This is a genomic window from Massilia sp. IC2-477 (genome assembly GCF_020707265.1).
Lineage (GTDB): Bacteria > Pseudomonadota > Gammaproteobacteria > Burkholderiales > Burkholderiaceae_D > Telluria.
This window is the reverse complement of record NZ_JAJFEQ010000003.1, coordinates 58,123-84,636: the sequence shown is the minus strand read 5'-3', so window position 1 is coordinate 84,636 and position 26,514 is coordinate 58,123. Positions and strand designations below refer to the sequence as shown.

The window sequence follows — 26,514 nt, the reverse complement described above, 5'->3', positions numbered from 1 at the left end:
GTGGAACACACAGACAAACCCAAAATCCTGGTCGTCAACGATGACGCCGCCAGCCTGCTTGCGCTGACGAGCCTTCTCGACCAGTGGGCAGATGAGAGCAACTACACGGTGCATTCGGCCCGCTCCGGCCAGGAAGCGCTGCGCCAGGTCCTGCTCCACGATTTCGCCGTGATCCTGCTCGACGTGAACATGCCGGGCATGGACGGCTTCGAGACTGCCGAGGCGATCCACCAGCGCGCCCGCTCGGCCGACATCCCGATCATCTTCGTGACCGCCTTCCTGGCGGACGAAATCGATCGCCTCAAGGCTTACCAGCGCGGCGCGGCGGATTTCCTGTTCACCCCGGTGATCCCGCAGATCCTGCACGCCAAGGTGTCGGTGTTCGTGGCCCTGGCCATGAAGAACGAACAGCTCAAGCGCCAGGCCGAAAAGCTGTCGCAGCGCACCACCGAACTGACCGCGACCAACCGCCGTCTCGTACGCGAGATGGAAGAACGGCGCGACGCCGAACGCAAGAGCCACGCCAAGGACGAATTCCTGGCCATGCTCGGCCACGAGCTGCGCAATCCGCTGTCGGCCATCAGCAGCGCCTCCTCGCTGATCGGCATGACCGGCGCAAACGCCGAGACCGTCACGCGCGCCAAGCAGATCATCCAGCGCCAGAGCCAGCACCTGTCGCGCATTGTCGACGACCTCCTCGACCTGTCGCGCGCCATGTCCGGCAAAATCCTGCTGGCGCGCAAACCGACCGACCTGTCCAACCTGGTGTCCGGCTGCCTGGAAACCTTCCGCGCCACCGGCCGCACCGCCGGCTACCGCTTCAGCGTCGACCTCGCCCCGGGCTGGGTCGACGGCGACCCGACCCGGCTGGAACAGATCACTTCCAACCTGCTCGACAACGCGATCAAGTACACGCCGGCCGGCGGCAGCATCGACATCAACCTGGCGCAAGCCGGCGAGGACGTGGTGCTGACGGTGCGCGACAGCGGGGTCGGCATCCCGGCCGAGCTGCTGCCCCACGTGTTCGATGTGTTCGTGCAGGGCGCGATTTCGATCGACCGCTCGCAGGGTGGCCTCGGCATCGGCCTGTCGCTGGTGCGGCGCCTGGTCGAGCTGCATGGCGGCAGCGTCAGCGCAGCCAGCGAAGGCAGCGGCAACGGCAGCACCTTCACGATCCGCCTGCCGCGTACCGAAGCGGTCAGCGCCAGCACGGCGCCGCAGCAGAGCCTGGGCGACAACAGCGGCAAGCCGTCGGTGCTCCTGATCGAAGACAATGAAGATGGACGCGAAATGATGGCGACCATGCTGGCCGCCCACGGCTTCCCGGTATCGACCGCGGCCGACGGCCTGCAGGGCGTGGCGGCGGCGCTGGCCGGCCGTCCGGCGGCGGCGCTGGTGGACATCGGCCTGCCCGGCATCGATGGCTACGAAGTGGCGCGCCGCCTGCGGCGCGATCCGGCCACCAACGGCATCCGGCTGATCGCCCTGACCGGCTATGGCCTCGCCGAAGACCAGCGCCGCGTGCTGGAAGCCGGTTTCGACCAGCACCTGGTCAAGCCGGTCGGCATGGACCAGTTGCTGGAGGCGCTGGCGCCGGCCGCGCTGCAACCGGCTGCGGACGCGGCCTGACCGGCCGCCAACAGGATTACTGCAGTTCGGCGGCGCGCGCCGCCATTTCCTGACCCAGCGCCTGCAGGTCCAGCTTCAGTTCCTTCATCTTCGGGAACATTTCCTCTTCTTCTTCCTCGACGTGGTGGTCGACCAGCTCGCCGAGGACCTTGACCTTGGCGTCGTACAGGTCGTCGCCCGGGTCCATTTCCTGGATCTGGGCGATCAGGTCCTTGGCCGAAGCGTGCTCGACCACAGCCTCGTCGACCATGTCTTCGGTTTCCTCGGTTGCTTCGCGGACCGCCGGATACAGGATTTCTTCCTCGATCGTGGTGTGCATGATCAGGGCCTGGCAGATTTCGTCGGCAAGCTTCTTCTTGCTGACCTTGGCGCGGTCGGTCATGTTCTCGAACTTCTCGAACATCGCGTGCACTTCGCGGTGCTGCGCGGTCAGCAGCGTGATGGCATCCTGCGGTTTGGTAGCGTTCGTCATTGTAATACCCCCGTTGTTGAGCCCAACTATTAATAAAGTGGCATCTGCCACGCCCCAAGCTTCGCCCGAAACAGCCGGGCCGACTGTACGGCACCGCACGCTGTTTCCGTCCCCTCCCCCGGTACAATGCAGCACTGCGCTCGCGCCGCCCGCGAGCCAACTGTTGTATGATTTGGGAAACATTTAACCGAGCCTACGATGACCGAACCGGCACATCCGCAGTCCGGCCCGGCCGCTGCCGCCTCTGCAGCGCCGGGCGCGGACCGCACCGCTGAACTCACCGAGATGCTGGGCTACCTCGCCGCCTGCTGGGACGAGGAGCGCCGCCTGCTGGCGCGCCAGCTCCATGACAGCCTGGGCTCGTCGATGACGGCCCTGACCATGCACCTGGCGCTGCTGACCCAGCACATCCCGGCCGAGAACCAGGCCATGCGCGACCGCAGCGCGCAGATGAAGGGGCTGCTCGCCAACATCATCGAGACCAACCGCAAGATGCAGCTCGAGCTGTGGAACGACAAGCTCGAGTTCCTCGGCCTGAAGGCCGCGCTGGCCGAGCTGGTGCCGGGCTTTGCCGCCGCCAACAACATCAAGGCGCGCACCAGCCTGCCGGACGAAGACGGCAGCTATACCCGCACCCAGGGCGTGGTGCTGCTGCGCTGCGTCGAAGAGGGCCTGCGCAACGTCGCCGCCCATGCGCAGGCGACCGAGGTCGACGTGATCCTGGACGATGACGGCGACCAGGTGATGCTGACCATCCGCGACAACGGCACCGGCTTCCCGAACGACGACAAGGTGCTGGAGTCGACCAGCTGCCACGGCCTGCGCCTGTTGCGCGAACGCGCCCGTTTCCTGGGCGGTAGTTTGCAGCTCGGCGCCGGCGAGAGCGGCGGCGCCGTGCTGCGCATGACGCTGCCGAGGCAGGTGCCGGTCGCCTGATTCCCGCGATTAGTATCGTAGGGTGGGCGGGGTAGTGCAGGCCAGTGGCCTGCACTACGAACGCCCACGCGGTGATAGTTAGCGCAAGAACAGAAGTTCCAGCAGATCGGATGCCGCTCTACTGCGTGGGCGGCATAGCCGCCCACCCTACTCAATGCAGCTTGACCAGCGGCGTCGCCCGCCGCACCAGGAAGCGCGCCAGCGCCAGCACGCCGGTGCGCATGGTGCCGAGCACCGCCCGGTGGTGCATCAGATGCAGACTCGTATACATCAGCCGCGCCATCGTCCCCTGCACGAACCAGCTGGCCCCGCGTAGCGAGCCCATCAGGCTGCCGACGCTGGTCGAGCGCCCCACCGACACCAGCGAGCCATAGTCGCGGTATTCGTAGGGCCGCTCTTGCGGCGCATGGCCCTTGGAACGGCGCAGGAAGGTGGTCACCAGGTAGTCGGCCTGCTGGTGCGCGGCCTGCGCGCGCGGCGGCACGGCGTTGCCATTGCCGTCGACGCAGGCGGCGCAGTCGCCCAAGGCATAGATGTCGTCCATGCCCTTCACGCGCAGGTGCGGGTCGACCTCGACCTGGCCGCCCTTCGCGGTCGGCAGGCCCAGTGAAGCCAGCAGGTCGGGCGCCTTGATGCCCGCCGCCCACACGCACAGATTGGCCGGGTACACGTTGCCGTCCTTGTCGACCACCCGGTCGCGCTCGATCTGCGTCACGCGGCAGTCGGTCACGACCCGGATGCCGCGCTTGCCCAGCAGCTCGTTGGCGGCGGCGGATACCTTTTCCGGCAGCGGGGCCAGCACGCGCGGCGCCCCTTCCAGGATGGTGATGCGCACGTCGCGCTTGACGTCGAGCTGGTCGAACCCGTAGGTGACATAGGCGCCGGAGGCCTCGCGCAGTTCGGCCGCCAGCTCCACGCCGGTGGCGCCGCCGCCAATGATCACCACGTCCAGGCCACCGCCCTTGCCTTCTTCATGGTCCTGCTCGGCCGCCAGCATCAGGCGCAGCATGCGCAGGCGGAAGCGCTCGGCGTCCTCGGTGGCGTTCAGGGAGATGGTGTTTTCCTGCGCGCCCGGCACGCCGAAGTAATTCGAGGTGCTGCCGATCGCCAGCATCAGCGCGTCGTAGCGGATGCGGCGCTCGGGGAGCACCTCGTCGTTGTCGGTGGCGGCGACGATCGCGCCGACCGTGACGGTCTTCGAAGCCGCATCCAGGGCGGTCATCGGTCCGAATACGAAGTTGAAGCCGTTGTCGTGCGCCAGCATCTGGTAGGACAGGCCTTCCTGGTGGATGTCCAGGGTGCCGGCCGCGACCTCGTGCAAGGAGGGCTTCCAGATGTGGTACAGCCGGCTGTCCACCAGCGTAACCTTCGACGGGCCCAGCTTGCGGCCCAGTTTGCAGGCCAGTTCCAGGCCGCCCGCACCGCCACCCACGATCACGAATTCGCTACGCAAAGTAAGCTCCTCTCATGGCGCCCGTCCGGCAATGCCAGCACATGGGCGATGTGGCAATCTTACTACGCATTCGTTGCGGGCGCGGCGCGCCACCCTGGTACCCACGCCGGGTTAAGATCATGCCATTCCATCCTCGAGAACGATGCCATGCCCAACCACGTCCCCGCCGAGATTGCCGATGCCGAAGCCCGCCTGCACGAGGCCATGCTCGCCTCCGACCTGACCGTGCTGGACGAGCTGATCGACCATGGGTTGATCTTCACCAACCACCTCGGCCAGGTCTTCGGCAAACACGACGATCTCGACACGCACCGCTCGGGCCTGTTGCGACTGGCCCGCATGGATCCCTCCGAGATGCGTGTGGTCGTCGACGGCGACTGCGCCATCGTCTCGGTGCGCGTGGCGGTGGCGGGCCAGTTTGGCCGCTCACCCTTCAGCGCCGACCTGCGCTACAGCCGCGTGTGGCGGCGCGCGCCGGACGGCGCCTGGCGCTTGGTGGCGGCGCATGCCAGCGAAATCCGCGCACCGGCGCCTTGATGGGCCTTCAGCGATCCGTGCGTGGCGCGATGGGCCGGTCCTGTAGCATGGCCGCTCGACACGCTTGAAAGGATGCGACATGAACCAGCGCTACCGACCGATCACGCGCCTGGGCCTGGGCGGCACCGGGCTCGGCGACATGTACCACACCACGTCCGACGAGGCGGCCCGCGCCACCGTCGACGCGGCCTGGGACGCCGGCATCCGCTATTTCGACACCGCGCCGCACTATGGCGCCGGCCTGTCCGAGCACCGCTTCGGCCAGGCCCTGCGCACCCGGCCGCGTGGGGAATACACGCTGTCGACCAAGGTCGGCCGCCTGCTGGCGCCCGATGTAGCCGGCGAGGTGGCGCCACCCTTCGTCTCTGCCCTGCCCTTCCGGCGGGTAATCGACTTCACGGCCGCAGGCGCGCGCCGCTCGGTCGAGGACAGCCTGCAGCGCCTGGCGCTGGGCAGCATCGATGTCGTCTACGTGCACGACCTCTCGGTCGATGCCTTCGGCGACAGTTTCGAGCATTATTTCCGGATCGCGGCCGGCCCCGGCGGTGCTTTTGAGGAGCTGGTGCGCATGCGCGAGGAAGGCCTGATCAAGGCCTGGGGACTGGGCGTGAACACGGTCGAGTCCTGCATGCGCGCGCTGCAGCAGTCCGACCCCGACATCTTCCTGCTGGCCGGACGCTACACGCTGATGGAGACCACGCCGCTGGAAGCCCTGTTCCCGCTGTGCATGGAGCGCGGCGCCTCGGTCGTGCTGGGCGGCCCGTACAACTCGGGTTTCCTGGCCGGCGGCGACCGCTACGACTACCTGCCCGCCAAGCCGGAACACTACGAACGGCGCGAGCGCCTGCGGCAGGTGGCGGGACGCCACGGCGTCGACCTGGCCGCCGCGGCGCTGCAGTTCGGCGCGGCCCATCCGGTGGTCTCGGCGACCATCCCCGGCGCCAGCAGCACGCAGCACCTCGGGCGCAATGCGGTCCAGATGGCGCTGCAGATTCCTGCCGCCTTCTGGCAGGAACTGGTGCACGAAGGGCTGCTGCCGCCGGACGCGCCGCTGCCGCAGTAAAGGATCGGATCAGTCGCGGCCGTGGCCGTGACCGTGGCCCTTGCCGTGTCCGTTGCCATGGCCCCTGCCATGGCCGCGGTCTTCGTGGCGATCACGGCCATGGCCGCGGTCATCCCAGCGCTCATGGTGGCCGCCGCCGTGACGCTCGCGGTAGCGCGGCGCATACACGTCGGCATACCAGCGATCCTGCACGAACAGCACCGGCTGGCTGCAGGCGCCGTATTTGCGGCAGTGCTTGTTCCAGTTCTTGCGGTGGCCCGGCGGCACGCGCAGGTAGACCGGCTCGGCGCGCACGCGATGATGGCGTTCGACGATGACCGGTTGCGCCATGTAGACCGGCGGCGGGCCGTAGTAGCCGCCATCGCCGATATCGATGCGGCCGTAGAAGCCGGGCTGGCCGACGCTGATGCTGACATTGGTCTGGGCCAGGGCTGGGAAGGTAGCGCTCGCCAGGGCTGCGCAGAGGATCAGGGCTTTCATAGTTGCCTCTCAGTGTTTGACGGGCGAACTTTACCACCGGAAATGTCGAACCGAAGGTGCGGCACTTCACACTTTTACACTCTGTGCACCCTTTCACATCTCGTTACAGGTTCACGCTTACATGTTCCGGAACAGCGCCATGAAGGGCTGGCTCACCGCCAGAGTTTCCGGGCGATTCTTCAGCCGCAGCGTGCCGCGTCCGCTCTCGTCGCGCGAGACCCCGGCCACCGCGCGCAGGTTGACGATGGTCGAACGATGGACCTGCTTGAACATGGTCGGGTCCAGCACCTCGAGCAGGTCGCGGATGGGTTTGCGCAGCAGCGCTTCGCCATCCTGGGTCATCACGACCGTGTACTTGCTGTCGGCCTGGAAGTAGGCCACGTCGTCGACCAGGATCAGGCGCGTCTCCTGGCCGCGGCTGGCGGTCAGCCACACCAGCGGCGGCGCCTTGGGCTGCGGCGGCGCCGCCGCCGACAGCTGCAGCAGCAGGGCCTGCAGCTGCGCCAGGTCCTGGCCGCCGCGCTGCAGGCGCGCGTGCACCCTTGCCACGGTGCCGGCCAGGCGTTCGCGCGCCACGGGTTTAAGCAGGTAGTCGACCGCGCCGCGCTCGAAGGCGTCGATCGCGTACTGGTCGTAGGCGGTGACGAACACGAGCTCGGTCTTGATCCCGGTGTCCACCAGGCTGGAGGCGACTTCCAGGCCGGACAGGCCCGGCATGCGGATGTCGAGGAAAGCCACGTCGGGGCGATGGGCGGCAATCGCTTCCAGCGCGCTGCCGCCGTCTTCGCAGCTGGCCACGATGTCCAGTTCCGGCCACACCTGCCCCAGCAACTGGACCAGCGATTCGCGCAGCAGGGTTTCGTCTTCGGCGATCACGCCGGTGATCCGCTTCTCAAGCATGATGCAGCCCTCCTGCTCCCACGGTGCTGTTGACGGCGTTCGGCACCGTGATGGTGGCCGCCACGCCGCTCGGGAAGTTGGCCACGATCGAGAACGAGGCCGCATTGCCGTAGGCCAGGCGAAGGCGCTCGCGCACGTTGCGCAGGCCGACGCCGGTGCCGCCGCCCTCGGCCGTGAAGCCGCGGCCGTCGTCGGCCACCGTCACCGCCACGCTGTTGTCGACCTGGCGCGCCAGGATCCACACCGTGCCGCCGCCCGGCTTGGGTTCGAGGCCGTGCTTGATCGCGTTTTCGACCAGGGTCTGCAGCATCATGGTCGGGAACAGCACGCCGCGCAGGGCATCGGGCACGTCGACCTGCAGCTGCAGGCGCGGGCCCATGCGGATCTTGAGGATGTCGAGGTAGGCACGGGCGCGCTCCAGTTCCTCGCCGATGGTCGAAGGCGCGTCCTCGGTGCGCGGCAGCGAGTGGCGCAGGTACTGGATCAGGTTGCCGAGCATCTCATCGGCACGCGCCGGGTCGGTACGGGTCAGCACCTGGGCACTGGCCAGCGTGTTGTACAGGAAGTGTGGCTCGACCTGGGCGTGCAGCAGGTTCAGCTTGGCCACCGTGAGTTCCTTCTCGGTAGCGGTCTGGCGGACCTGGGCCTGCTCGCCGCGGCGGCGCTCGGCGACGCGGCGGGTGATGGCGCGCACGATCGCTTCGGCGTTCTCCAGGTTGGTGCCATGGTCGACCAGGAAGGTGTCGGTCCAGGCCGGGTCTTCCGGTTCGCAGATCAGCGTCACGCTGCCGGCGGCGTCGCCGTTCGGGGTAACCGTGGCCAGGATCTGGTTGCGGCGTTCGCCGAACGGAATGAATGCCCAGCTGGCCGCCGGCGGCTGGCCATCGTGGTGCATGGCATAGGGGTTGATGCGCTTGACCTTGGCGCGCACCTGCAGGCTGTCGCGCGCGCTTTCCACCAGGATCGCGCCTGGCAGCTCGCGGATCGCGGCATCGATCAGGTCGAAGGCCTCGCCGGCTTCGAACGGGATTTCGATCTGGCGCCGCTGCCGGTTCGACAGGGTGCTGCTGTTCAGGGTGCCGGCGATCAGGCGCACCCGGCGCATGTGCGAGAACACGCCGGACAGCACCCACAGGCCGAGGAACAGGGCCAGCAGCGCGAAATAGCCGCCGATGTCGCGTTCGAAGTAATCGTGGATCGACTCGACGACGATGATGCACAGGATGAGGTAGCAGCCGAGCCAGGCCGCCAGCAGTCGTCCGAGGTGAAAAGCGCTTGAGATCATGGTGTTCTTTCAGTAGTGGGACAGCGCCAGATTAGTCCTGGTCTTCATTGCCCGGTGACATTATGCGACGGAGACGGGGTAGCGGCGACGAAACCGGCCCTGCCCGCCCTAAAAAATCCGTTGCGCATTGCCCTCACCCGCAGCCGGCTTTTCTCGCTGCCTGGCGAACACTGCTTTACAATGCTGCGCAGTTCGTCAAAGAAAGGTTTTTTTCAGCATGGCATTCAAGCATACCGTCTTCGCATTCGCCGCCCTCCTGCTGGGCACTTCCGCGCACGCCCAGCTGGGCGCCGCCGTCACCGCCGACCTCGGCACCACCGGCGCCGGCCTGCACCTCGTGGTCCCGATGGAGCGCACCCTGAACGGCCGTTTCGGCGCCAACTACTTCAAGCACGACCTCGACAAGCGCTCCGGCCTGGTCGACTACAAGCTGGACGGCAAGCTGGCCACCTTCGACGTGCTGTTCGACTGGTACGTGATCGAGGGCAGCAGCTTCCGCCTGACCAGCGGCCTGGTCTACAACGGCACCCGTTTCAAGGCGACCGGCGTCCCTGCCGCCAACGGCAGCTTCACCTTCAACGGCAATACCTACAAGACCACCGACATCGGCACCCTGAAAGGCGACGTCAGCTTCCGCCGCGCCGCGCCCTACATCGGCATCGGCTGGGGCAATGCCCTCACCCCGAACAAGCGCTGGAACTTCGGCGCCGACATCGGCGCCTTTTACCAGGGCAAGGCCAAGGTCAACCTGATTCCTTACGGCTGCACCACCTCGAACGCCGTGTGCGGCAAGCTGGCGACCGACGTGGCGGTGGAAGAACTGCGCCTGCAGGACGAAGCCTCGGACTACAAGGTCTACCCGGTGCTGCGCGCCAGCATCTCGTACAACTTCTAAAAGAAGATATGTACATCGGCGCGGACAGGCGTATGATGGAAACTCTTATCAAGGAGCCATCATGCCACCGCGCCGCTTCCTTCCCTTTGCGCTGATCGTCGCCACGCTCGTCATGGGCGGATGCAAGGACCAGCGCGAACCGGCCAAGCCCATCGTCGACCTGTCGGACGTCGTCGTCTCCATCTGAACAGGCTTTTGCCCGTACTGCCCCGGGCACGGTAAACTACGGCCTGTCTATTTATTCGCCGTAAGGTTCCCATGCCGTTTGCCGCCCTTGGACTGATCGAGCCGATCGTCCAGACCCTCGCTTCGCTCGACTACACCACCCCGACCCCTGTCCAGCAGCAGGCCATTCCTGCCGTCCTGTCCGGCAAGGACGTGATGGCTGCCGCCCAGACCGGCACCGGCAAGACCGCCGGCTTTGCCCTGCCGATCCTGCAGCGCCTGTTCAAGCGCGACAAGCCGGTCGGCAGCAATGCCGTGCGCGCCCTGGTCCTCGTGCCGACCCGCGAGCTGGCCGAGCAGGTGCATGAAAGCTTCCGCAGCTACGGCGCCGGGCTGAACCTGCGCACCATGGTGGCCTACGGCGGGGTCAGCATCAATCCGCAGATGATGAATTTGCGTAAGGGAGCGGACGTGCTGGTGGCGACCCCCGGCCGCCTGCTCGATTTGTACCGCCAGAACGCGGTGAAGTTCAACGAAGTCATCACCCTGGTGCTGGACGAAGCGGACCGCATGCTCGACCTCGGCTTCTCGAAAGAGCTCGACCAGGTGTTCGCGGCCCTGCCGAAAAAGCGCCAGACCCTGCTGGTCTCGGCCACCTTCTCCGACCAGATCCGCGCCATGGCCAACCGCCTGCTGCGCGAACCGGTGCGCATCGAGGCGTCGCCGCGCAATACCACCGCGACCAAGGTCACCCAATGGCTGGTCCCGGTCGACAAGAAGCGCAAGTCCGAGCTGTTCCTGCACCTGCTGAAGAAGCACGGCTGGACCCAGGTGCTGGCCTTTGCCAAAACCCGCAAGGGCGTGGACGAGCTGGTCGGCCTGCTGGACGCCAAGCGCATCCCGGCCGATGCCATCCACGGCGACAAGCCGCAGCCGGCGCGCCTGCGCGCGCTGGAGCGTTTCAAGGCGGGCGACGTGAAGGTGCTGGTGGCAACCGACGTCGCCGCGCGCGGCCTGGACATCGACGACCTGCCGGTGGTGGTCAATGTCGACCTGCCGATCGTGGCCGAGGACTACGTGCACCGCACCGGGCGTACCGGACGCGCGGGCGCCTCGGGCGAAGCGGTGTCGCTGGTGGCGGCCGACGAGGTGGAATACCTGGCGGCGATCGAGGCCCTGACGCGCCAGACCATCCGGCGCGAGGAAGAAAGCGGGTTCGAGCCGGATCACCGGGTGCCCGAGACCACGGCCGGCGGACAGATCGTGAAGAAGCCGAAAAAGCCCAAGAAGCCGAAGGGCGAGGTCAAGGTGGTGCAGGAGGACGTGCGCTTCCGGCGCTGACTGGCGGCCAATTACCGCGTGGGCGGGAAAACCCGCCCACCCTACAACACCGGCGGTAGTTACAGTACCAGGCGCATTTCGCGCATTCCTTCGAGCCCGGTCGATTTCACCGTAAAGCCCATCCGCTTGGCCAGGCCCGTGATGCGCGAATTCTGCGGCAGCGCCTCGCCCACGATCTCGCGTGTACCGCGCGAGCGGCAGTAGTCGATCAGCTTCTGCATCATGATCTTCCCCAGACCCATGCCCTTCAGGTCGGAGCGCACCGTCACCGCGAACTCGGCGCTGATGTTGTCCGGATCGGCCACCACCCTGCCCACCGCCAGCGTCTCGGCCACGCCCTGCGCATTGGGGCGGGTAGCGATGAAGGCCATTTCGCGGTCGTAGTCGATCTGGGTGAAGCGCGCCAGCTGCGAGGGCTGCAGTTCGCGGATGCGCACGAACATCCGGTAGCGCACGTCGTCGGGGGTGAGCGCATCAAAGAAGGCCAGGTGCGCCGGGCCGTCTTCCGGACGGATCGGGCGCAGCAGCAGCGTCCCGCCATTCCACTCGATGGTCTCTTCCAGTTCGCGCGGATAGGGACGGATCGCCAGCCGGTCGAGCGTGCTGCCGGAGCGGTCGGCCAGCGCCAGGCGCATGCGCGCGTCCAGCACCGTCGTGCCGCGGCTGTCGGCCAGCAGCGGGTTCAGGTCCAGTTCCACGATCTCGGGGATATCCGCCACCATGCGCGAGACCTGCACCAGCGAGGCCAGTACCGCGTCCATGTTCACCGCCGGGCGGTTGCGGTAGCCGGCCAGCAGCCTGGCCACGCGGGTGCGGTCGACCAGGTCGCGCGCCAGCACCAGGTTCAGGGGCGGCAGGCCGACCGCATGGTCGTCGGTCACTTCCACCGTCACCCCGCCCTGCCCGAACACGATCACCGGCCCGAACACCGGGTCGAGGGCGGCGCCCACGATCAGTTCATGCGCATTGCTCGAACGGGCCATGGCCTGCACCGAATAGCCTTCGAAGCGCGCCTGCGGGAACAGCTCGCCCAAGCGCTTCGTCATGCGCTTCGCCGCCGCGCGCACCCCTTCCGGGCTGTCGATGTCGAGGGTCACGCCGCCGAAGTCCGACTTGTGCATCACGTCGGGCGTGAGGATCTTGACCGCCACCGGGTAACCGATGTTCTGGGCCGCCTGCACCGCCTCGTCGACCGTGGCGGCCTGGCGCGTCTCGACCACTGCCATGCCGTAGGTGCGCAGGATGGCCTTGGTCTCGGGATCGGACAGCAGGTAGCGCCCTGCTGCAATCGCTTCGCGCACCAGCGCGCGCGCGGCCGCCCGGTCCGGCGCCACGGTGCCGGCCATCGAGGGCGGCACTTCCATCAGGAGGTTCTGGTTGCGCCGGTAGTGCACCAGCTGCAGGAAGCCCGCCACCGCGTCTTCCGGCGTACGGAAGGCCGGCAGGCGCGCGCCGGAGGCAATCGCGCGTGCCTCCGCGACCGCGGCCCCGCCCAGCCAGCACGAGAGCAGGGTCTTGGAGGCGCTGCGCACCAGCGGCGCGATGGCGTCGGCGACGTCGCGGCTGGATACGGTGGCGGTGGGCGACTGGATCGCCAGCACCGCATCGACCTGCGGGTCCTGCAGCAGGATCTCGAGCGTCTCGCGATACAGTGCCGGCGGCGCGCCGCCCTGCAGGTTGACCACGTTCCCGCGCCGCCAGCGCGGCGCCAGCAGCGCGTCCAGCCGGTCGATGGTGCTGCTTGCGAACTGCGCTTCCACCCCGCCGCCATAGGCCAGCGCGTCGCGCGCCAGCACGCCGGGACCGGCGCCGTTGCTGACGATCGCGAGCCGCTCGCCGTGCAGCGGGCGCGCGTAGGCCAGGGTCTCGGCGGCCGAGAACAGCTGGTCGGTGGTGTACACGCGCAGCATGCCGGCGCGCCGGATCGCGGCGTCGAACACGTCGTCGTGGTGCGCCAGCGCCCCGCTCTCGCTGGCCGCGGCCGGCGCGTCGTCCTCTTCGCGCCCGGCCTTCAGCACCAGCACCGGCTTGCTGCGCGCCGCCGCGCGCGCCGCCGACATGAACTTGCGCGCATAGCGCAGGTCCTGCAGGTAGAGCAGGATCGCGCCCGTCGCGCCGTCGCTGGCCAGGTAGTCGAGCACGTCGCCGAGGTCGACGTCGGCCGCATCGCCCAGCGCGATGAAGTGCGAAAAACCGATGCCGCGCGTGCGCGCCCAGTCCAGCACCCCGACCATCAGGGCGCCCGACTGCGACACGAACGCGATCCGTCCCGGCAGCGCGCCGCTGGTGGCGACGCTGGCGTTCAGGCCGAGCCCAGGGGTCAGCAGCCCGGCGCTGTTCGGTCCCAGCAGGCGCAGGAGATAGGGGTGGGCGGCGTCGAGCATGGCCTGGCGCAGGCTGCGTCCGCCCCTGCGCGCATCGACCAGGCCCTGGCTCAAGACCACCGCCGCGCGGGTGCCGCGCTCGCCCAGCTGGCGCACGATCGCGGGCACCGTGGCAGGCGGCGTGCAGATCACCGCCAGCGAGGGCGCCTGCGGCAGCTCCGCCACGCTGGCATAGCAGCGCCGGCCGGACAGTTCGGTGTACTTCGGATTGACGGGCCAGACCTCGCCCTTAAAACCGCCGGCGAGCAGGTTGTGCAGCAAGGTCGCTCCAAGGCTGCCCGGCCTTTCGGAGGCGCCGACCAGCGCGACCGAGCCTGGGGCGAACAGGTGCTCGAGGTTGCGAACGCTCATGCCTGGACCTTTCCGTGCGAATGGGGCGGGCGCCGCTGCGCCCATCAGGGAAAGGATAGCAACGCTGCGCAAGGCAGCGCGCACCGGATACCCGACAGCCCTAGGAGCGGCGGCTGAAGGGACGGGCGCCGAGGCGGCGTTCGCGCCGGGTGGCCGGCAGCGCGCACAGGGCGGGCGAACGGGCGCGCAGTTCGCGCATGATGCCGTCGGCCATGATGCGGGTATGGCAGGCCAGCGTGGGTGCGTCGATCCCGGCGCCCAGCACGTGGGAGCGGAACACGCGCGCCTCGTCCAGCTCGTGCATGGCGATGGCGGCCAGCACGCTGCGGCTTGACACCGGCGGGGCGGCGTAGAAGTGCAGGCGGAACTGGCGGTCGAGCAGCACCGTGCCGGCCAGGAAGCGGTCGAGGCCGACGTCGAACAGCACCTGTGCGATCACCTCGGCTGCACGGCTGGCAATCTCTTCCTGATTTTTCCTGCGGCGCGGGCCGAACAGGCGAAACAGCATGTGCATGCCCCCTCCAAGTCGATGCCCTAGGCATACTAACAGTCGCTTGCCGGCTCTGCAATATTAGGGTGGACGCTGTTGTAAAAAGCGACAAGCGCTTCCCTACAAGTTCGAGAGCAGCGCAATCAGCTGCTGCGGCGCCACCGGCTTGGTCAGGTGTTCGTCGAACCCGGCCGCCAGCGAGGCCGCCCGGTCTTCCTGCCGCCCGCGTCCCGTGACGGCGACGAGGAAGGGCCGCGGCCTGCGCGTGGACAGGACCGCCGCCACTTCCAGCCCGTCCATCTCCGGCATGCCCAGGTCCAGCACCACGATCTCCGCCGGCCGCTCGTTGAACAGGCGCAGCGCCGCCGCACCGTCGTGCGCCACCGACACCAATGCCCCTTCCGAGCGCAGCAGCCAGGCCAGCGATTCGGCCGCGTCCACGTTGTCGTCGGCCACCAGCACCTGCCTGCGGATGCGCGCGCCGCCGGCGACCTCCAGCACCGCCGCTTCGCAGTCCGGTCCGGGATGGATCGCCGGCAGCAGCACGGTGAACGACGATCCGTGTCCCGGCCCGGCGCTCCAGGCTTCCAGCCGGCCGCCGTGCAGCTCGACCAGGCCCTTGGCCAGCGACAGGCCGATCCCCAGCCCACCCTGGGCCAGGTGGCTGGCGCTCGACACCTGGACAAAGGCGTCGAACACCCGCCCCAGCATGTCCGGCTCGATGCCGATGCCGTTGTCGCTCACCTCCACCCTGGCCTCCCCTCCCTCCTCTTTCAGCAGGATGCCGATGCGTCCGCCGGGCGGGGTGTACTTGGCGGCGTTGTTGATCAGGTTGGCCAGCACCTGGGTCAGGCGCAGCGCGTCGGCCTCGACCCAGACCGGCTCGTCGCACAGATCGAGCGCCACCTGGTGGCGCCCGGCCTCGATCAGCGGCATGCTGGTCTGCAGGGTGTCGCGCAGCAGGCGTCCCAGTTCCACCGGCGCGCGATGCAGTTCGATCTTGCCGCGGCTGATGCGGGTCACGTCGAGCAGGTCGTCGAGCAGGCGCGCCATCTGCGCGGTCTGGCGCCCGACCATGGCCGCGATCCATTCGATCCGGTCCTGCGGCAGGTGCTTGCCGCGCAGGAGCGAGGCGGCGTTCGCGATCGGGGCCAGCGGATTGCGCAGCTCGTGCGCCAGGGTCGCGATGTAGACGTCCTTGCGGCGGTCGGCTTCCTTCAGGCCCTCCATCGCTTCCTCGCGCTCGCTGACATCGAGCACCAGCGAGAACACCCGGTCGATGTTCCCCTCCTCGTCGTGCAGCACCGAGTTGTACCACTCGCAGGACAGGGTGCGGCCGTCGCGCGTGCGGTTGCGGTTGCTGGACTTGACGTAGCGCGTGGCCGAGTCCAGGAGACGCCCCATCGCGAGGGCTACCCTGTGTGCGTCTTCCTCGTGGATCACGGGCAGCGCATCGATGCGTCGGCCTACCGCTTCCCGGGCGCTCCAGCCGAACAGTTCTTCGGCGCGCCTGTTCCACAGCCGGATCACGAAGTCGCGGTCCCACTCGATCACGGCCAGCGGCGTATTTTCGATGAGATAGCGCGTCTGGTCGAGGGCGCGCGCCAGCGCGGCGCTGGCCTCGGTGCGTTCGGTCACGTCGTCGAGGACGATCACGGCGGCCGCCAGGTCGGCCGCGCCGTCGCGTAGCGGCGCCCCGCTGACCGTGTAGACACGGCGGCCATCGGGGCTCTGGCTCTCGAGCACGGCGTCGCGGAAGGCTTCGCCGCGGATCGCGCGCCGCACCGGCTCGCCGATCAGGGACAGCATCGCGGCCGGCCCCGACACCGGCTCCGCACCCTGCCCGGCATGCTCGAAGCGCGCCGCCATCTGCCCGGCCTGGTCGTTGGCCATCACGCAGCGGCCCTCGCGGTCGACGATCAGGACGCCGTCCGGCAGCTGTTGCAGCACCGATCCCAGCAGGCTTTGCCACTGGGCCCGGGCGCGTGTCTCGATCATCTCTTCGAAGGTAATGCGCAGCCGTTCATGCAGGGCGATGTTGTCGATCGCGACCGCCCCGAGCACGAACAGCGACGCCGCCAGCCCGTACAGGCGCCCGGCATAGAAGCCAAGGTCGAAGCGCCCGCCGTTGAGCAGGCACGACAGCAGCACTTCGAACACCCAGGCCGCCATCGCGATCGTCAGCCAGACGTCGAGCACGGCACGCGGACGCTTGCTGGCAGTGCGCCACAATGCATACATGGACAGCGCCAGTAGGCTTGCACCGAGCCAGCGGTAGGCCGGCAGGAAGCGGTGCCCGTCCATCAGCTGCGGCAGGAAGGGCGCGCCGCTGGTGCAGATCAGCACCAGCACCGCCGCGAACAGCGCCGTCAGCAGGGTACCCGCGCGCAGGAAATGCGGGGGCAGCGGGCGCCGGTAGCTGCGCGCATAGCCGATCACGCACAGCGGGAACAGCGCGTGCCAGATCATGAACAGCCAGGGCGTGGTCTGGCTGTTCCCGCCCAGCACGCCGTGGGCCGAGAACAGGCCGGGAAAGGTCAGCATGTGGGCCAGCGCGATCAACGCCGTGAACAGGTAGCCCAGGGTGAGAATCCCGAGCGACCAGGAACGGCCCGTGTGCAGGTGGCCGAGCAGGAGGATGCCGGTGAGCAGGTTGGCGCCGATCAGGATCGACTGCACCATCGGCACGAATTCCGGCGCCACCGGCATGGGCGTGGCGGCGAACGGCGCCAGCAGCGCGAACAGCACGCCCAGCACCCCGAGGACGACCAGGACGCTGCGCAGCTGCGCCCCGGATGGGGGGTGTTTCGCCAGATCTGCCGGTTCTGCTAAAACACCGTTTCGCATGGTCATCCCAGTGGAATGCTGTTCCGATTCGTGTTGCGCCGTGCTTCCTGCCTTTATTCAAGTTACATAAAAATATAGCTTAAAAGTCTATGTCGAGCTGCGCGATAGCTGTCGTGCTCAAGAGCGTGCGCTGACCGGATAGCCGGCGGTGTCGATCGCGGCGGCAATCTCGTCCAGTCCGGCATCGCTATCGATGCGCACGCGCTTGGTCGGCAGGTCGATGCTGACCTTGGCATCGGCATCGATACCCTGTACCGCTTTGGTCACGCGTCCGACGCAATGTCCGCAGCTCATGTCTTCTACAGTCAGTTCATACATGTGGGGTGCTCCTTGTTGAATGGGCGCGTCGGCCCGATTGGTGGATGAGGTTTCTTGTATTGGAGGCTGGGGCCGCCAGCCGCGCAGCAGCAGCGCGTTGGCCACCACGCTCACGGAACTGAGCGCCATGGCCGCTCCCGCCAGCACGGGGTTGAGCAGGCCGAAGGCCGCCAGCGGGATGCCGACCACGTTGTAGACGAAGGCCCAGCCGAGGTTCTGGCGGATCTTGGCATAGGTGCGCTGCGAGATCGTCACCGCATCCGCCACCAGGCCGGGGTCGCCGCGCATCAGGGTGATGCCGGCGGTCTGCATGGCGACGTCGGTGCCGCTGGCCAGCGCGATGCCGACGTCGGCCGCCGCCAGCGCGGGGGCGTCGTTGATGCCGTCGCCGACCATCGCGACGCGGCGCCCGCCTTGCTTCAGTTCGCCGACCACGCGCGCCTTGTCGCCCGGCAGCACGCCGGCATGGTAGCGCGCGATCCCGGCCTGCGCAGCCACGGTGCGCGCCGCGCCTTCGCTGTCGCCGGTCAGCATGAGCGCCTCGATGCCCATGCGCTGCAGGCGCGCCACCGCGGCGGCCGCACCTGGCTTCAGGGTGTCGCCAAAGGCCAGCAGGCCGGCCACCTCGACTCCCCCCGCAGTCTGCAGCGCCAGCCAGGACACGGTGCGCCCCTGCGCTTCGTGAACGGTGCCCTGGGCGGCGAGCGCTCCCAGGCTGGCGCCCTGCTCCTGCATCAGCCGGGCATTGCCGAGCAGGACGGTAGCGCCGCCGACTTCGGCCTGCACGCCGCGTCCGGGCAGGACCCGGGCATGTGCCGCCGGCAGCGGCGCTGCGCCGCGCGTACCCGCCGCGTCGAGCACCGCCTGCGCCAGCGGATGGGTGCTGGCCTGCTGCACGCTGGCGGCCAGCTGCAGCACCCGCGCCGGGTCCGCGCCCTCGACCGCGACCAGTTGCGGCCGGCCCGCGGTCAAGGTGCCGGTCTTGTCGAACACCACCACGTCCAGCGCATGGGCGGTTTCCAGCGCCTCGGCGTCCTTGATCAGGATGCCGTGGCGCGCGGCCGCGCCGGTGCCGACCATGATCGAGACCGGCGTGGCCAGTCCCAGGGCGCAGGGACAGGCGATCACCTGCACCGCCACCGCATTGAGCAGCGCCGCCTGCCAGTCCCCGGTGGCCAGGCCCCAGCCCAGCAGGGTCGCCAGCGAGATCAGCAAGACTACCGGCACGAACACGGCGCTGACCCGGTCCACCAGGCGCTGGATCGGCGCCTTGACCGCCTGCGCGTCCTCCACCATGCGGATGATCCGCGACAGCATGGTTTCCGCGCCCACCGCGGTGGCGCGCACCAGCAGCAGGCCGTCGGCATTCACGGCGCCGCCGGCCACCCGCTCGCCCGGGCCTTTCGCCACCGGCAGGCTTTCCCCGGTCAGCAGCGATTCGTCGAGATGGCTGCGGCCCTCTTCCACCTGGCCGTCAGCCGGCACCCGCTCGCCGGGGCGCACCACCATCAGCTCGCCCACGCGCAGCTCGCCAAGCGGGATGCGCACATCCGCGCCGTCGCGCCGCACCAGGGCCTCGTTGCTGCGCAGCGCTTCCAGCGCCCCGATCGCCGCCAGCGCCTGGCGCTTGGCGCGGCTTTCCAGCCACTTGCCGAGCAGGACCAGGGTGATCACCACCGCCGCCGATTCGAAATACAGGTGCGGCGCGCCATGGCTGCCCCCAGGGTGCGCCAGCAGCAGCCAGAGCGAGAGCCCGTAGGCGGCGCTGGTGCCGAGCGCGACCAGCAGGTCCATGTTGCCGCTGCCGGCGCGCGCCGCCTTCCAGCCGGCCCGGTAGAAGCGCGCGCCGAGCCAGAACTGCACCGGGGTCGCCAGCGCCAGTTGCAGCCAGCCCGGCAGCATCCAGTCGATGCCGAAGGGCTGGGCTAGCATCGGCGCGACCAGCGGCAGGCTGAGCAGTGCGGCGGCGGCCACCGGCCACCAGGCCGGCAGGCTGCCGGCCGCGGGCGCCGCCTTCCCTGCCGGCGCGTCCGGCGCCGCGGCGCTCGCTTCGTAGCCGGCCTCGTGCACGGCAACGACCAGCTCGTCGAGCGTGGCAGCGCCGTGCACCGTGGCCTTCTCGGTCGCCAGGTTGACGGTCGCACCCGTCACGCCCGGTACTTTTTGCAGCGCCTTTTCGACCCGCGCCACGCAGGACGCGCAGGTCATCCCCGTGATGCGCAGCACGGCGGCGCTGCCGGAATCCGTCCTCGTATCCATGTTCTTTCCTTTATCCATACCCGAAGGATATTCCTTCCCACGATGGGAAGGTCAAGCATGTTGTGCGGATCGTCCGCGCTTCGATTGAGCTCTTCGGTGGCACAGGCCTGGCGGCAGAACTAATGGACGAGTTGCCCGTCGAACCCGGACACGACCAGGAGGAGACCGTGATGCCTGTTTTTTGGAGAACCATGCTGGCCTGGCTGTCGACTGCGCTGCTGGCCACGCTGCTGGCCGCATGCAGAGGCAGCGACGACGAGGACAAGCCCGACAGGCGTTCACAGGCCGAGCGGGCGGGAATCGGCGAGCTGCGCTCCGCGCCCGGCGCCACGGTGTTCGTTGCGAACCTCAGCTTCAGCCTGCGCAACTACGGCGACCTGACCGCCATCGCCTACAGCATCGAGCCGCGCGCCGGCACCTGGTCGAAGCCGCTGGCGGTCAGCGTCGACAAGTCCTGGCTCGACCGGCGCGGCGCCTACCAGTCCGGCAGCGCGCGCCTGGAACTGCCCGTGTTCGGCCTCTACGCCGCCCACGCGAACGGGGTGAAGCTGCGCGCCAGCTTCCGCGACGGCTCGCAGCACGACTTCCGCGCCACCGTCAGCACCGCGCCCTACGCCGGCCGGCCGAGCTGTATGCCAGGCCCGACATCCGTACCGCGCGCAGTGCCGAACGGGCGCCCGGCCTGGACTTCGTGCTGGTCAAGAACGGCCTGAGCTCGCCGGTGGTGATCGATACCGACGGCCACATGCGCTGGACCGGCGCGCCGCTGGCCGACTCGTTCTCGTCGATGTTCGGCGACGGCAACTTCACGATCGGCAGCCAGAGCGAGCCGGTGCTGTACCGGATGGACGTCGGCGGCGCGTTCACCAGCGTGCGGCTGGATGTGCCCAAGTACACCAACTTCCACCACGAACTGGCGCCCGGCAAGACCGGCATGCTGGCCGAACTCGATGCGGTCGAGGGCGGCGTGAACCGCGTCGAATCCATCCTGGCCGAGATCGACGCCAGCGGCAAGGTCCTCAAGGAGTGGGACCTGGGCCGGATCTTCGCCGCCCATATGCGCGCCAGGGGCGACGACCCGTCCCGCTTCGTGGTCGACGGCGCCGACTGGTTCCACATGAACTCGGCCATCTACCATGCTCCCGACAATTCGCTCCTGATTTCCAGCCGCGAAAATTTCGTCGTGAAGCTCGACTACGACACCGGCGCCATCCGCTGGCTGTTCGGCGACACCAGCAAGCACTGGTACGTCAATTTTCTGTCGCTTCGCGCGCTGGCCTTGAGGCTGGTGGAAGGCAAGGCGCCGATCGGCCAGCACTCGCTGTCGGTCACGCCGGACGGCCAGCTGCTGCTCTTCAATAACGGCCTGGGCAGCCTGACGCAGCCACCGGGCGCGCCGCGTGGCGCCACCCGCAGTTTCAGCACGCCTTCGCGCTACGCCATCGACGAAAAGGCCGGCACCGCGCGTGAAGTCTGGACCTGGGAAGCCGACGGCGACCGCAGCCGCGCGCGCCTGTATTCGGACATCTGCTCGAGCGTCTACGAAGGCACGCCAGGCAACTACCTGGTGGCCTATTCGGTTGCCAATGCGCGCACCAGCGCCCGCCTGATCGGCGTCGACACGCATGGCAAGATTGCCTTCGATTTCGCCTACCCGACCAATGTCTGCGACACCGTATTCATCGCCCAGCCCTTGGCCTGGAACGACCTGAAGCTGCGCTAGCCGGACGCGCCGGCCGCTAGTACGGGCGGCGCGCCGAGCACACCCGCCCGCGTCCCGCCTTCTTGGCCTGGTACATGTAGTGGTCGGCCTCCTTCAGCAACTCGTCCGAGGAGCGCTCGATGCCGCCGCTGTCGAGGGCGATGCCGATGCTGGCGCGTACGCGCACCGCGCGGCCGGGCAGCTCCACCGGTTCCGAGATGCTGTTGATCAGCTTCTCGGCCACCATGTGGGCATCGTCGAAGGTATCGGCCATGTCTTCCAGCAGCACGGTGAATTCGTCGCCAGCGAGGCGGTACACGCTGTCGGTCTTGCGCACCCCGGCGCGCAGGCGCTCGGCGATCACGCCCAGCAGCAGGTCGCCGGCCTCGTGGCCCTGCGAATCGTTGACCGCCTTGAAGCCGTCCAGGTCGATGAACAGCATGCCGACCGCCTTCCCGCTGCGACGCGCCCGCGCCTGGGCCATCGGGATCGATTCGAGCAGCGCGCGCCGGTTCAGCAGGCCGGTCAGCAGGTCGTGCCGGTTCTCGTATTCGCGCTGGGCCTCGTCGTGTTTGCGCGCGCTGATGTCGTGCAGGAAGGCGCTGTACATGGTGCGCCCGTCGAAGGCGAGCGCACGGATGCGCACCTCCACGGTCAGGCTGGCGCCGTCGCGCCGCAAGGCCGGCAGTTCCAGGCGCTGGTCGATGGCGCCGGCGAGCCGGGTCGACAGGAAGCCCTGCTCGCCCTGGCTGCGGCCACGCCGTTCTTCCGGCATGATCAACGCTTCGAGCTTGCGGCCCAGCGCGTCCTCGCGCGGCCAGCCGAAGGTTTCCTCGGCCTGGCGGTTCCAGTCCGTGATCGCGCCCGTCTCGTCCAGGCTGATGTAGGCGTCGTTGGCGTTTTCCACCACGCTGCGGATCTCCGCTTCGCGCGCCCGCAGCGCCGCTTCGGTCGCCCGTTGGCGCTCGACCGCCTCGGTGAGCCGGACATTGGCATCCTGCAGCTCGGCGGTGCGTTCCTGGACGCGGCGCTCGAGGTCTGCATTGAGCTGCGCCACCTGCTGCTGCGCGTGCTTTTCGGCGTCGATGTCCTTGATCACCGATACGTAGTATTCCACTGCGCCGGCCTCGTTGCGCTTCGGCGAGACGTTCAGGTTCACCCACACCGGGCTGCCGTCCTTGCGCAGGTAGCGCTTCTCGAGCTGGTACTGGTCGAGTTCGCCCCGCTCCATCGCCTTGAGCAGATCGACGTCGGCCGTGATGTCGTCCGGATGGGTGATCTGCTGGAAGGTCAGGCGCCACAGCTCTTCTTCGCTGTAGCCGACGATGTCGCACAAGGCCTGGTTGACGCTGATCCAGCCGCCGTCCGGCGCCACCAGCGCGATGCCCACGCTGGCAATGTCGAAGATGGTGCGGAACCGCGCTTCGCTCGCGCCCAGCACTTCGCTCGACCGGGCCAGCTGCTCGCGCGCCACCGCCATCCGCTCGCGGTACTGCACCTCCTTGGTCAGGATCGCCGCCAGGTCGCCCAGCACCTGCGCCTCTTCCTCGCTCAGGGTGCGCGGTTTGGTGTCGAGCGCGCACAGGGTGCCGATCGCCAGGCCGGCCGTGGTGCGGATCGGAACCCCGGCATAGAAACGGATCTCGGGCGGACCGTTGACCAGCGGGTTGTCGCTGAAGCGCGCGTCCTCGCGGGCGTCGTTCACCACCAGCGGCGCGCTCATGCCGATGGCATGGGCGCAGAAGGCGTGTTCGCGCGGCGTCTGCTCGGGTTCCAGCCCGACCCGCGACTTGAACCACTGGCGGTCGGCATCGACCAGCGAAAACAGGGCCATCGGCACATCGAGCAGGCGGCTGGCGAGGCGGGTCACGCGGTCGAAGACCGGTTCCGGCGGAGTATCGAGCAAATCGAGGGCGTCGAGCATCGACAGCCGGTCAAGTTCGTCGGGTGGCAAAGGGGCAGCTGGCATACACGTCCGTATGAGTGGGGTGACGGCCTGGCTGCCGTCCAGCCGGAACTCTACCAGAGATTGACTTTCCGACACAAAATTACCATGTCAGACGTACCAACAATGTGTCGCGTTCGCGAGACTTCGTGACATTTAAGCCATGCAAGATGCTTATAATCAAGTAAGTCCGATTCCGAACCCGACCATGCGCCTTCTTTCCATCGTGACCTTTTGTCTTGCAGCCCTGTCCTGGCAGGCTGCTCCCGCCGCCGCTTCGGACGCCCCGGTCGGCCTCGCCGCCGGCAGCGTGCGCGAGGCCGAGCGCCAGCGCACCGTCGCCCTCAATGGACGCGACATCGAGCTCCTGCGCCGCCTCATCAGCGGCAACTACCGGCATGTCGAAACCAATGGCAGGCTGCGCACCAAGACCGAATTCCTGCAGGCGCTGGCGCGCGACGAATACCGCATCCGCAACTACGAAGTCGAGGACATGGATATCGAGCTGCTCGAGGATGGCGGGGTGGCGGTCGTCACCGGCACCTACCGCGCCACCCGTGCCGACCTCGGCGGCCAGCCGCTGCGCGGGCGTTACGTGCGGGTCTGGATCCGCCAGCCGGAGGGCTGGCGCATGAGCCTGCACCAGGGCACCGAGATCAGGCCCGCCGCCAGCTATTCGGCCGGCGGGGATCCGCGCGCACTGCAATGACGGGACAACCCAGGGCGGCGCGGATGCGAGGCCTCTAGTCCGCGGCGCGCATCGCTTCGCCGATGGCGTAGAACTGGCCGCCGGCGATGTGGTGGATGCTGCGGAATACCGGGTCGGCGCTCTCGAAATGCCAGTGGCCGTTGCGGAACACGCGATCGTCGGCCCAGGCGGCGGTCACCTCGCCGATGAACAGGTCGTAGGCCTGCTGGTTGTGCGGTTCCGGCACCAGCCGGCAGGCCAGCCAGGCCGAGCAACCTTGCACCAGCGGCGCTTCCACGCCATCCATGCGCATCAGGTTCACGCCCGCGCGCGCCAGCTTGTCCGGCTCGGCGTTCAGGCTGCGGTTGCCGACTTCGTGCGTCAGGCGCAGCTGGCCGACGGTCGGCAGCTGGATCACGAAGCTGCCGCTGCCCTCGACCAGGGCGCGCGTGCGGGTCGACTTGTCGAGGACCACGGTCAGTTTCGGCGGCGCGAAATCGAGGGCGCAGGCCCAGGCCGCGGCCATGACGTTCTCGATGCCCTCATGGCGCGCCGAGACCAGCACGGTCGGGCCGTGGTTGAGCAGGCGGTAGGCCTTCTCCAGCGGTACGGGTTGGATGTGCTCGTTCATGCGGTGTCCGGGGTGCGCAAAAACGCAGTCTGCCACGGATGCGCCATGCGGCGCGCCGCCCTCCCCTTACCTGCCGTACTGCGCGTCCGTGACCTTCTCCATCCACACCACGTTCCTGCCCTCGACCGCGTTCTGGATCGCGATGTGGGTCAGCGCGGTGCCCGGCTGGGCGCCGTGCCAGTGCTTGACGCCCGGCGGCGTCCAGACCACGTCGCCGGCGCGGATGGTTTCCACCTGGCCGCCCCATTGCTGGATGCGCCCCACGCCCGCGGTGACGACCAGCACCTGGCCGGCCGGGTGCGTGTGCCAGGCCGAGCGCGCTTCCGGCTCGAAGCTCACGTAAGCGCCCGAGGTCGGCGATGGCCCTGCCGGCGCGAACAGCGGATCCACGCGCACGCTGCCGCTGAAGTTCTCGGCCGGTCCCTTGCTGGAAGCCTGGCTGCCGGCGCGCGTGATCACCATGTCCTGCGCCAGGGCCGATGCGCCCAGGCCCAGGCCCAGAATCGCAATGCATAAGTGCTTCATGTCGTCTCCTCGTGAATCGATGAATGGGCCAGTCGCGCCGCCTGCACGGCGAGCAGGCTGGCCACCACCAGCAGCGCGGCGCTGGCCGCGAAGGTCGCACGGTATCCGCTCAGGTCGAACAGCAGGCCGCCCACCGTGGCGCCGAGCATGATCGCCAGCTGGATCACGGCCACCATCAAGCCGCCGCCGGCTTCGGCATCCTTCGGCAGCGTGGTCGAGAGCCACATCCACCAGCCGACCGGCGCGGCGGTGGCGACCAGGCCCCAGGCGGCCAGCAGGACCGCGGTGGCGGGTTGCGAGCTGCCAAAGGCGATCAGGCCCGCCGCGAGCGCGGCCATCAGCAGCGGGATCCCGACCAGCACGCGGTACAGGCCGCGCTTGAGAAAGCCGCCGATCACGCTGGTGCCGACGAAGCCGGCCACGCCGACCAGCAGCAGCATGAAGGACAGCGTCGACACGTCGACCTGGGTCACGCGCTCGAGGAAAGGCCGCAGATATGTAAACAGTGCAAACTGCCCCATGAAGAACACCCCCACCGCCGCCATTCCGACGGCGACCGCGGGCTGCCGGCCCAGCTGCAGCAGCTGCGCAGGCTTGCCCCCGTTCTGCGCCGCCAGCCGCGGCAGGCTGGCGAGCTTCCATACCAGGGCCAGCGCCGCCACCGGCACCACGCAAAAGAAGGCGCCGCGCCAACCGACCAGCGCGCCAAGGTAGCTGCCCGCAGGCGCCGCCACCACCGTGGCGAGCGCATTGCCGCCGTTGAGGATGGCGAGCGCGCGCGGCACATCGGGCGCGGGCACGAGGCGCATCGCGATCGCGGCCGACATCGACCAGAAGCCGCCGATGGCCACGCCGATCAGAGCCCGGCCCGCCATGAACACGCCATAGTTCGGCGCCAGCGCCACCAGGGTGCCTGACGCGATCATCAGGAGCGTCAGCCCGAGCAGCAGGCGCTTGCGGTCAATGCTGCCGGCCAGCCTCGGGAACAGCAGGCTGGTGACCAGCGCAAAGGCGCCGGAAATCGCGATGGCCTGCCCCGCCTGCCCTTCGCTGATGCCGAGATCGGCCGCGATCGGCGTCAGCAGGCTGACCGGCATGAATTCGGAGGCGATCAGCGCAAAGGCGCCCAGGGCCAGCGCGCACACGGCGCCCCAGGCCGCCGGGTGCTCTTGCCGCGCCAGCTCCGCGGCGGCGAGCTCGGGATGCATGCTGCCCATG

Annotated in this window: 23 protein-coding genes; 10 read left to right on the top strand and 13 right to left on the bottom strand. The window is 68.5% G+C overall.

The annotated features are described in order from the left end of the window. Positions 1-1,629 (top strand): response regulator, encoded by a 1,629-nt coding sequence (locus LK542_RS06585; RefSeq protein WP_227801012.1) that lies wholly within the window; start codon positions 1-3, stop codon positions 1,627-1,629. A 16-nt stretch (positions 1,630-1,645) separates the two neighbouring features. Here LK542_RS06585 and LK542_RS06580 read toward each other — a convergent pair whose 3' ends face one another. Then, positions 1,646-2,101, bottom strand: coding sequence for a hemerythrin domain-containing protein (locus tag LK542_RS06580; RefSeq protein WP_227801011.1), 456 nt, complete (start codon positions 2,099-2,101; stop codon positions 1,646-1,648). Positions 2,102-2,299: 198 nt separating this feature from the next. Here LK542_RS06580 and LK542_RS06575 point away from each other — a divergent pair, with 198 nt between their 5' ends. Then, positions 2,300-3,037, top strand: coding sequence for a sensor histidine kinase (locus LK542_RS06575; RefSeq protein ID WP_227811271.1), 738 nt, complete (start codon positions 2,300-2,302; stop codon positions 3,035-3,037). A gap of 151 nt (positions 3,038-3,188) precedes the next feature. Here LK542_RS06575 and LK542_RS06570 read toward each other — a convergent pair whose 3' ends face one another. After that, positions 3,189-4,490, bottom strand: a complete 1,302-nt coding sequence (locus LK542_RS06570; protein WP_227811270.1) for an NAD(P)/FAD-dependent oxidoreductase — start codon at positions 4,488-4,490, stop codon at positions 3,189-3,191. A 147-nt stretch (positions 4,491-4,637) separates the two neighbouring features. Between LK542_RS06570 and LK542_RS06565 the strand changes: the two genes are divergently transcribed. Together LK542_RS06565 and LK542_RS06560 are read left to right on the top strand one after the other, a co-directional pair. Beyond that, a complete protein-coding gene (locus LK542_RS06565) occupies positions 4,638-5,027 on the top strand; it encodes a nuclear transport factor 2 family protein (RefSeq protein WP_227811269.1) in 390 nt (129 codons plus the stop codon). Positions 5,028-5,106: 79 nt separating this feature from the next. Beyond that, positions 5,107-6,090 carry an aldo/keto reductase gene (locus LK542_RS06560; RefSeq protein WP_227811268.1) on the top strand — a complete coding sequence of 328 codons (984 nt, stop codon included), beginning with the start codon at positions 5,107-5,109 and terminating at the stop codon, positions 6,088-6,090. A gap of 9 nt (positions 6,091-6,099) precedes the next feature. Here the strand turns inward: LK542_RS06560 and LK542_RS06555 are convergent, their stop codons facing one another. The 3 genes from LK542_RS06555 to LK542_RS06545 form a co-directional block, all read right to left on the bottom strand. Continuing rightward, positions 6,100-6,570 carry a hypothetical protein gene (locus LK542_RS06555; protein WP_227811267.1) on the bottom strand — a complete coding sequence of 157 codons (471 nt, stop codon included), beginning with the start codon at positions 6,568-6,570 and terminating at the stop codon, positions 6,100-6,102. 117 nt (positions 6,571-6,687) lie between these two features. Then, the gene (locus LK542_RS06550; protein ID WP_227811266.1) at positions 6,688-7,470 is read right to left on the bottom strand and encodes a LytTR family DNA-binding domain-containing protein; all 783 of its coding nucleotides are present in this window, start codon (positions 7,468-7,470) and stop codon (positions 6,688-6,690) included. Next, positions 7,463-8,755, bottom strand: a complete 1,293-nt coding sequence (locus LK542_RS06545) for a sensor histidine kinase (RefSeq protein ID WP_227811265.1) — start codon at positions 8,753-8,755, stop codon at positions 7,463-7,465. The genes LK542_RS06550 and LK542_RS06545 overlap by 8 nt, the downstream gene beginning before the upstream one ends. Before the next feature lie 217 nt (positions 8,756-8,972). Between LK542_RS06545 and LK542_RS06540 the strand changes: the two genes are divergently transcribed. The 3 genes from LK542_RS06540 (at position 8,973) to LK542_RS06535 (ending at position 11,156) form a co-directional block, all read left to right on the top strand. Beyond that, a complete protein-coding gene (locus LK542_RS06540) occupies positions 8,973-9,650 on the top strand; it encodes a hypothetical protein (protein WP_227801003.1) in 678 nt (225 codons plus the stop codon). 61 nt (positions 9,651-9,711) lie between these two features. Next, a complete protein-coding gene (locus LK542_RS24815) occupies positions 9,712-9,837 on the top strand; it encodes a hypothetical protein (protein ID WP_267877537.1) in 126 nt (41 codons plus the stop codon). A gap of 71 nt (positions 9,838-9,908) precedes the next feature. Beyond that, complete coding sequence (locus tag LK542_RS06535) at positions 9,909-11,156, top strand: DEAD/DEAH box helicase (RefSeq protein WP_227811264.1); 1,248 nt, start codon at positions 9,909-9,911, stop codon at positions 11,154-11,156. A gap of 59 nt (positions 11,157-11,215) precedes the next feature. Here LK542_RS06535 and LK542_RS06530 read toward each other — a convergent pair whose 3' ends face one another. The 4 genes from LK542_RS06530 to LK542_RS06515 form a co-directional block, all read right to left on the bottom strand. Continuing rightward, complete coding sequence (locus LK542_RS06530; protein WP_227811263.1) at positions 11,216-13,891, bottom strand: bifunctional acetate--CoA ligase family protein/GNAT family N-acetyltransferase; 2,676 nt, start codon at positions 13,889-13,891, stop codon at positions 11,216-11,218. A gap of 100 nt (positions 13,892-13,991) precedes the next feature. Then, positions 13,992-14,405, bottom strand: coding sequence for a hypothetical protein (locus tag LK542_RS06525; protein WP_227801000.1), 414 nt, complete (start codon positions 14,403-14,405; stop codon positions 13,992-13,994). 96 nt (positions 14,406-14,501) lie between these two features. Beyond that, positions 14,502-17,234 carry an ATP-binding protein gene (locus tag LK542_RS06520; protein WP_227811262.1) on the bottom strand — a complete coding sequence of 911 codons (2,733 nt, stop codon included), beginning with the start codon at positions 17,232-17,234 and terminating at the stop codon, positions 14,502-14,504. A gap of 111 nt (positions 17,235-17,345) precedes the next feature. Then, complete coding sequence (locus tag LK542_RS06515) at positions 17,346-19,805, bottom strand: heavy metal translocating P-type ATPase (protein ID WP_227811261.1); 2,460 nt, start codon at positions 19,803-19,805, stop codon at positions 17,346-17,348. 191 nt (positions 19,806-19,996) lie between these two features. Between LK542_RS06515 and LK542_RS06510 the strand changes: the two genes are divergently transcribed. After that, positions 19,997-20,518 carry an aryl-sulfate sulfotransferase N-terminal domain-containing protein gene (locus tag LK542_RS06510; protein ID WP_227811260.1) on the top strand — a complete coding sequence of 174 codons (522 nt, stop codon included), beginning with the start codon at positions 19,997-19,999 and terminating at the stop codon, positions 20,516-20,518. After that, positions 20,497-21,528, top strand: a complete 1,032-nt coding sequence (locus LK542_RS06505) for an aryl-sulfate sulfotransferase (protein ID WP_227811259.1) — start codon at positions 20,497-20,499, stop codon at positions 21,526-21,528. The genes LK542_RS06510 and LK542_RS06505 overlap by 22 nt, the downstream gene beginning before the upstream one ends. Positions 21,529-21,544: 16 nt before the next feature. Here the strand turns inward: LK542_RS06505 and LK542_RS06500 are convergent, their stop codons facing one another. Continuing rightward, positions 21,545-23,476 carry a PAS domain S-box protein gene (locus tag LK542_RS06500; protein ID WP_227811258.1) on the bottom strand — a complete coding sequence of 644 codons (1,932 nt, stop codon included), beginning with the start codon at positions 23,474-23,476 and terminating at the stop codon, positions 21,545-21,547. A gap of 184 nt (positions 23,477-23,660) precedes the next feature. Between LK542_RS06500 and LK542_RS06495 the strand changes: the two genes are divergently transcribed. Further along, entirely contained in the window at positions 23,661-24,161 is a 501-nt protein-coding gene (locus LK542_RS06495) for a nuclear transport factor 2 family protein (RefSeq protein WP_227811257.1), read from the top strand. Positions 24,162-24,195: 34 nt separating this feature from the next. Here the strand turns inward: LK542_RS06495 and LK542_RS06490 are convergent, their stop codons facing one another. The 3 genes from LK542_RS06490 to LK542_RS06480 all read right to left on the bottom strand — a co-directional run bounded on the left by LK542_RS06490 (position 24,196) and on the right by LK542_RS06480 (position 26,504). Then, complete coding sequence (locus tag LK542_RS06490; RefSeq protein ID WP_227811256.1) at positions 24,196-24,771, bottom strand: flavin reductase family protein; 576 nt, start codon at positions 24,769-24,771, stop codon at positions 24,196-24,198. 66 nt (positions 24,772-24,837) lie between these two features. Continuing rightward, positions 24,838-25,296, bottom strand: a complete 459-nt coding sequence (locus tag LK542_RS06485; protein ID WP_227811255.1) for a cupin domain-containing protein — start codon at positions 25,294-25,296, stop codon at positions 24,838-24,840. Further along, positions 25,293-26,504 (bottom strand): MFS transporter, encoded by a 1,212-nt coding sequence (locus tag LK542_RS06480; RefSeq protein WP_374040124.1) that lies wholly within the window; start codon positions 26,502-26,504, stop codon positions 25,293-25,295. Before LK542_RS06480 ends, LK542_RS06485 begins: the two co-directional genes overlap by 4 nt. Positions 26,505-26,514: the final 10 nt, after the last annotated feature.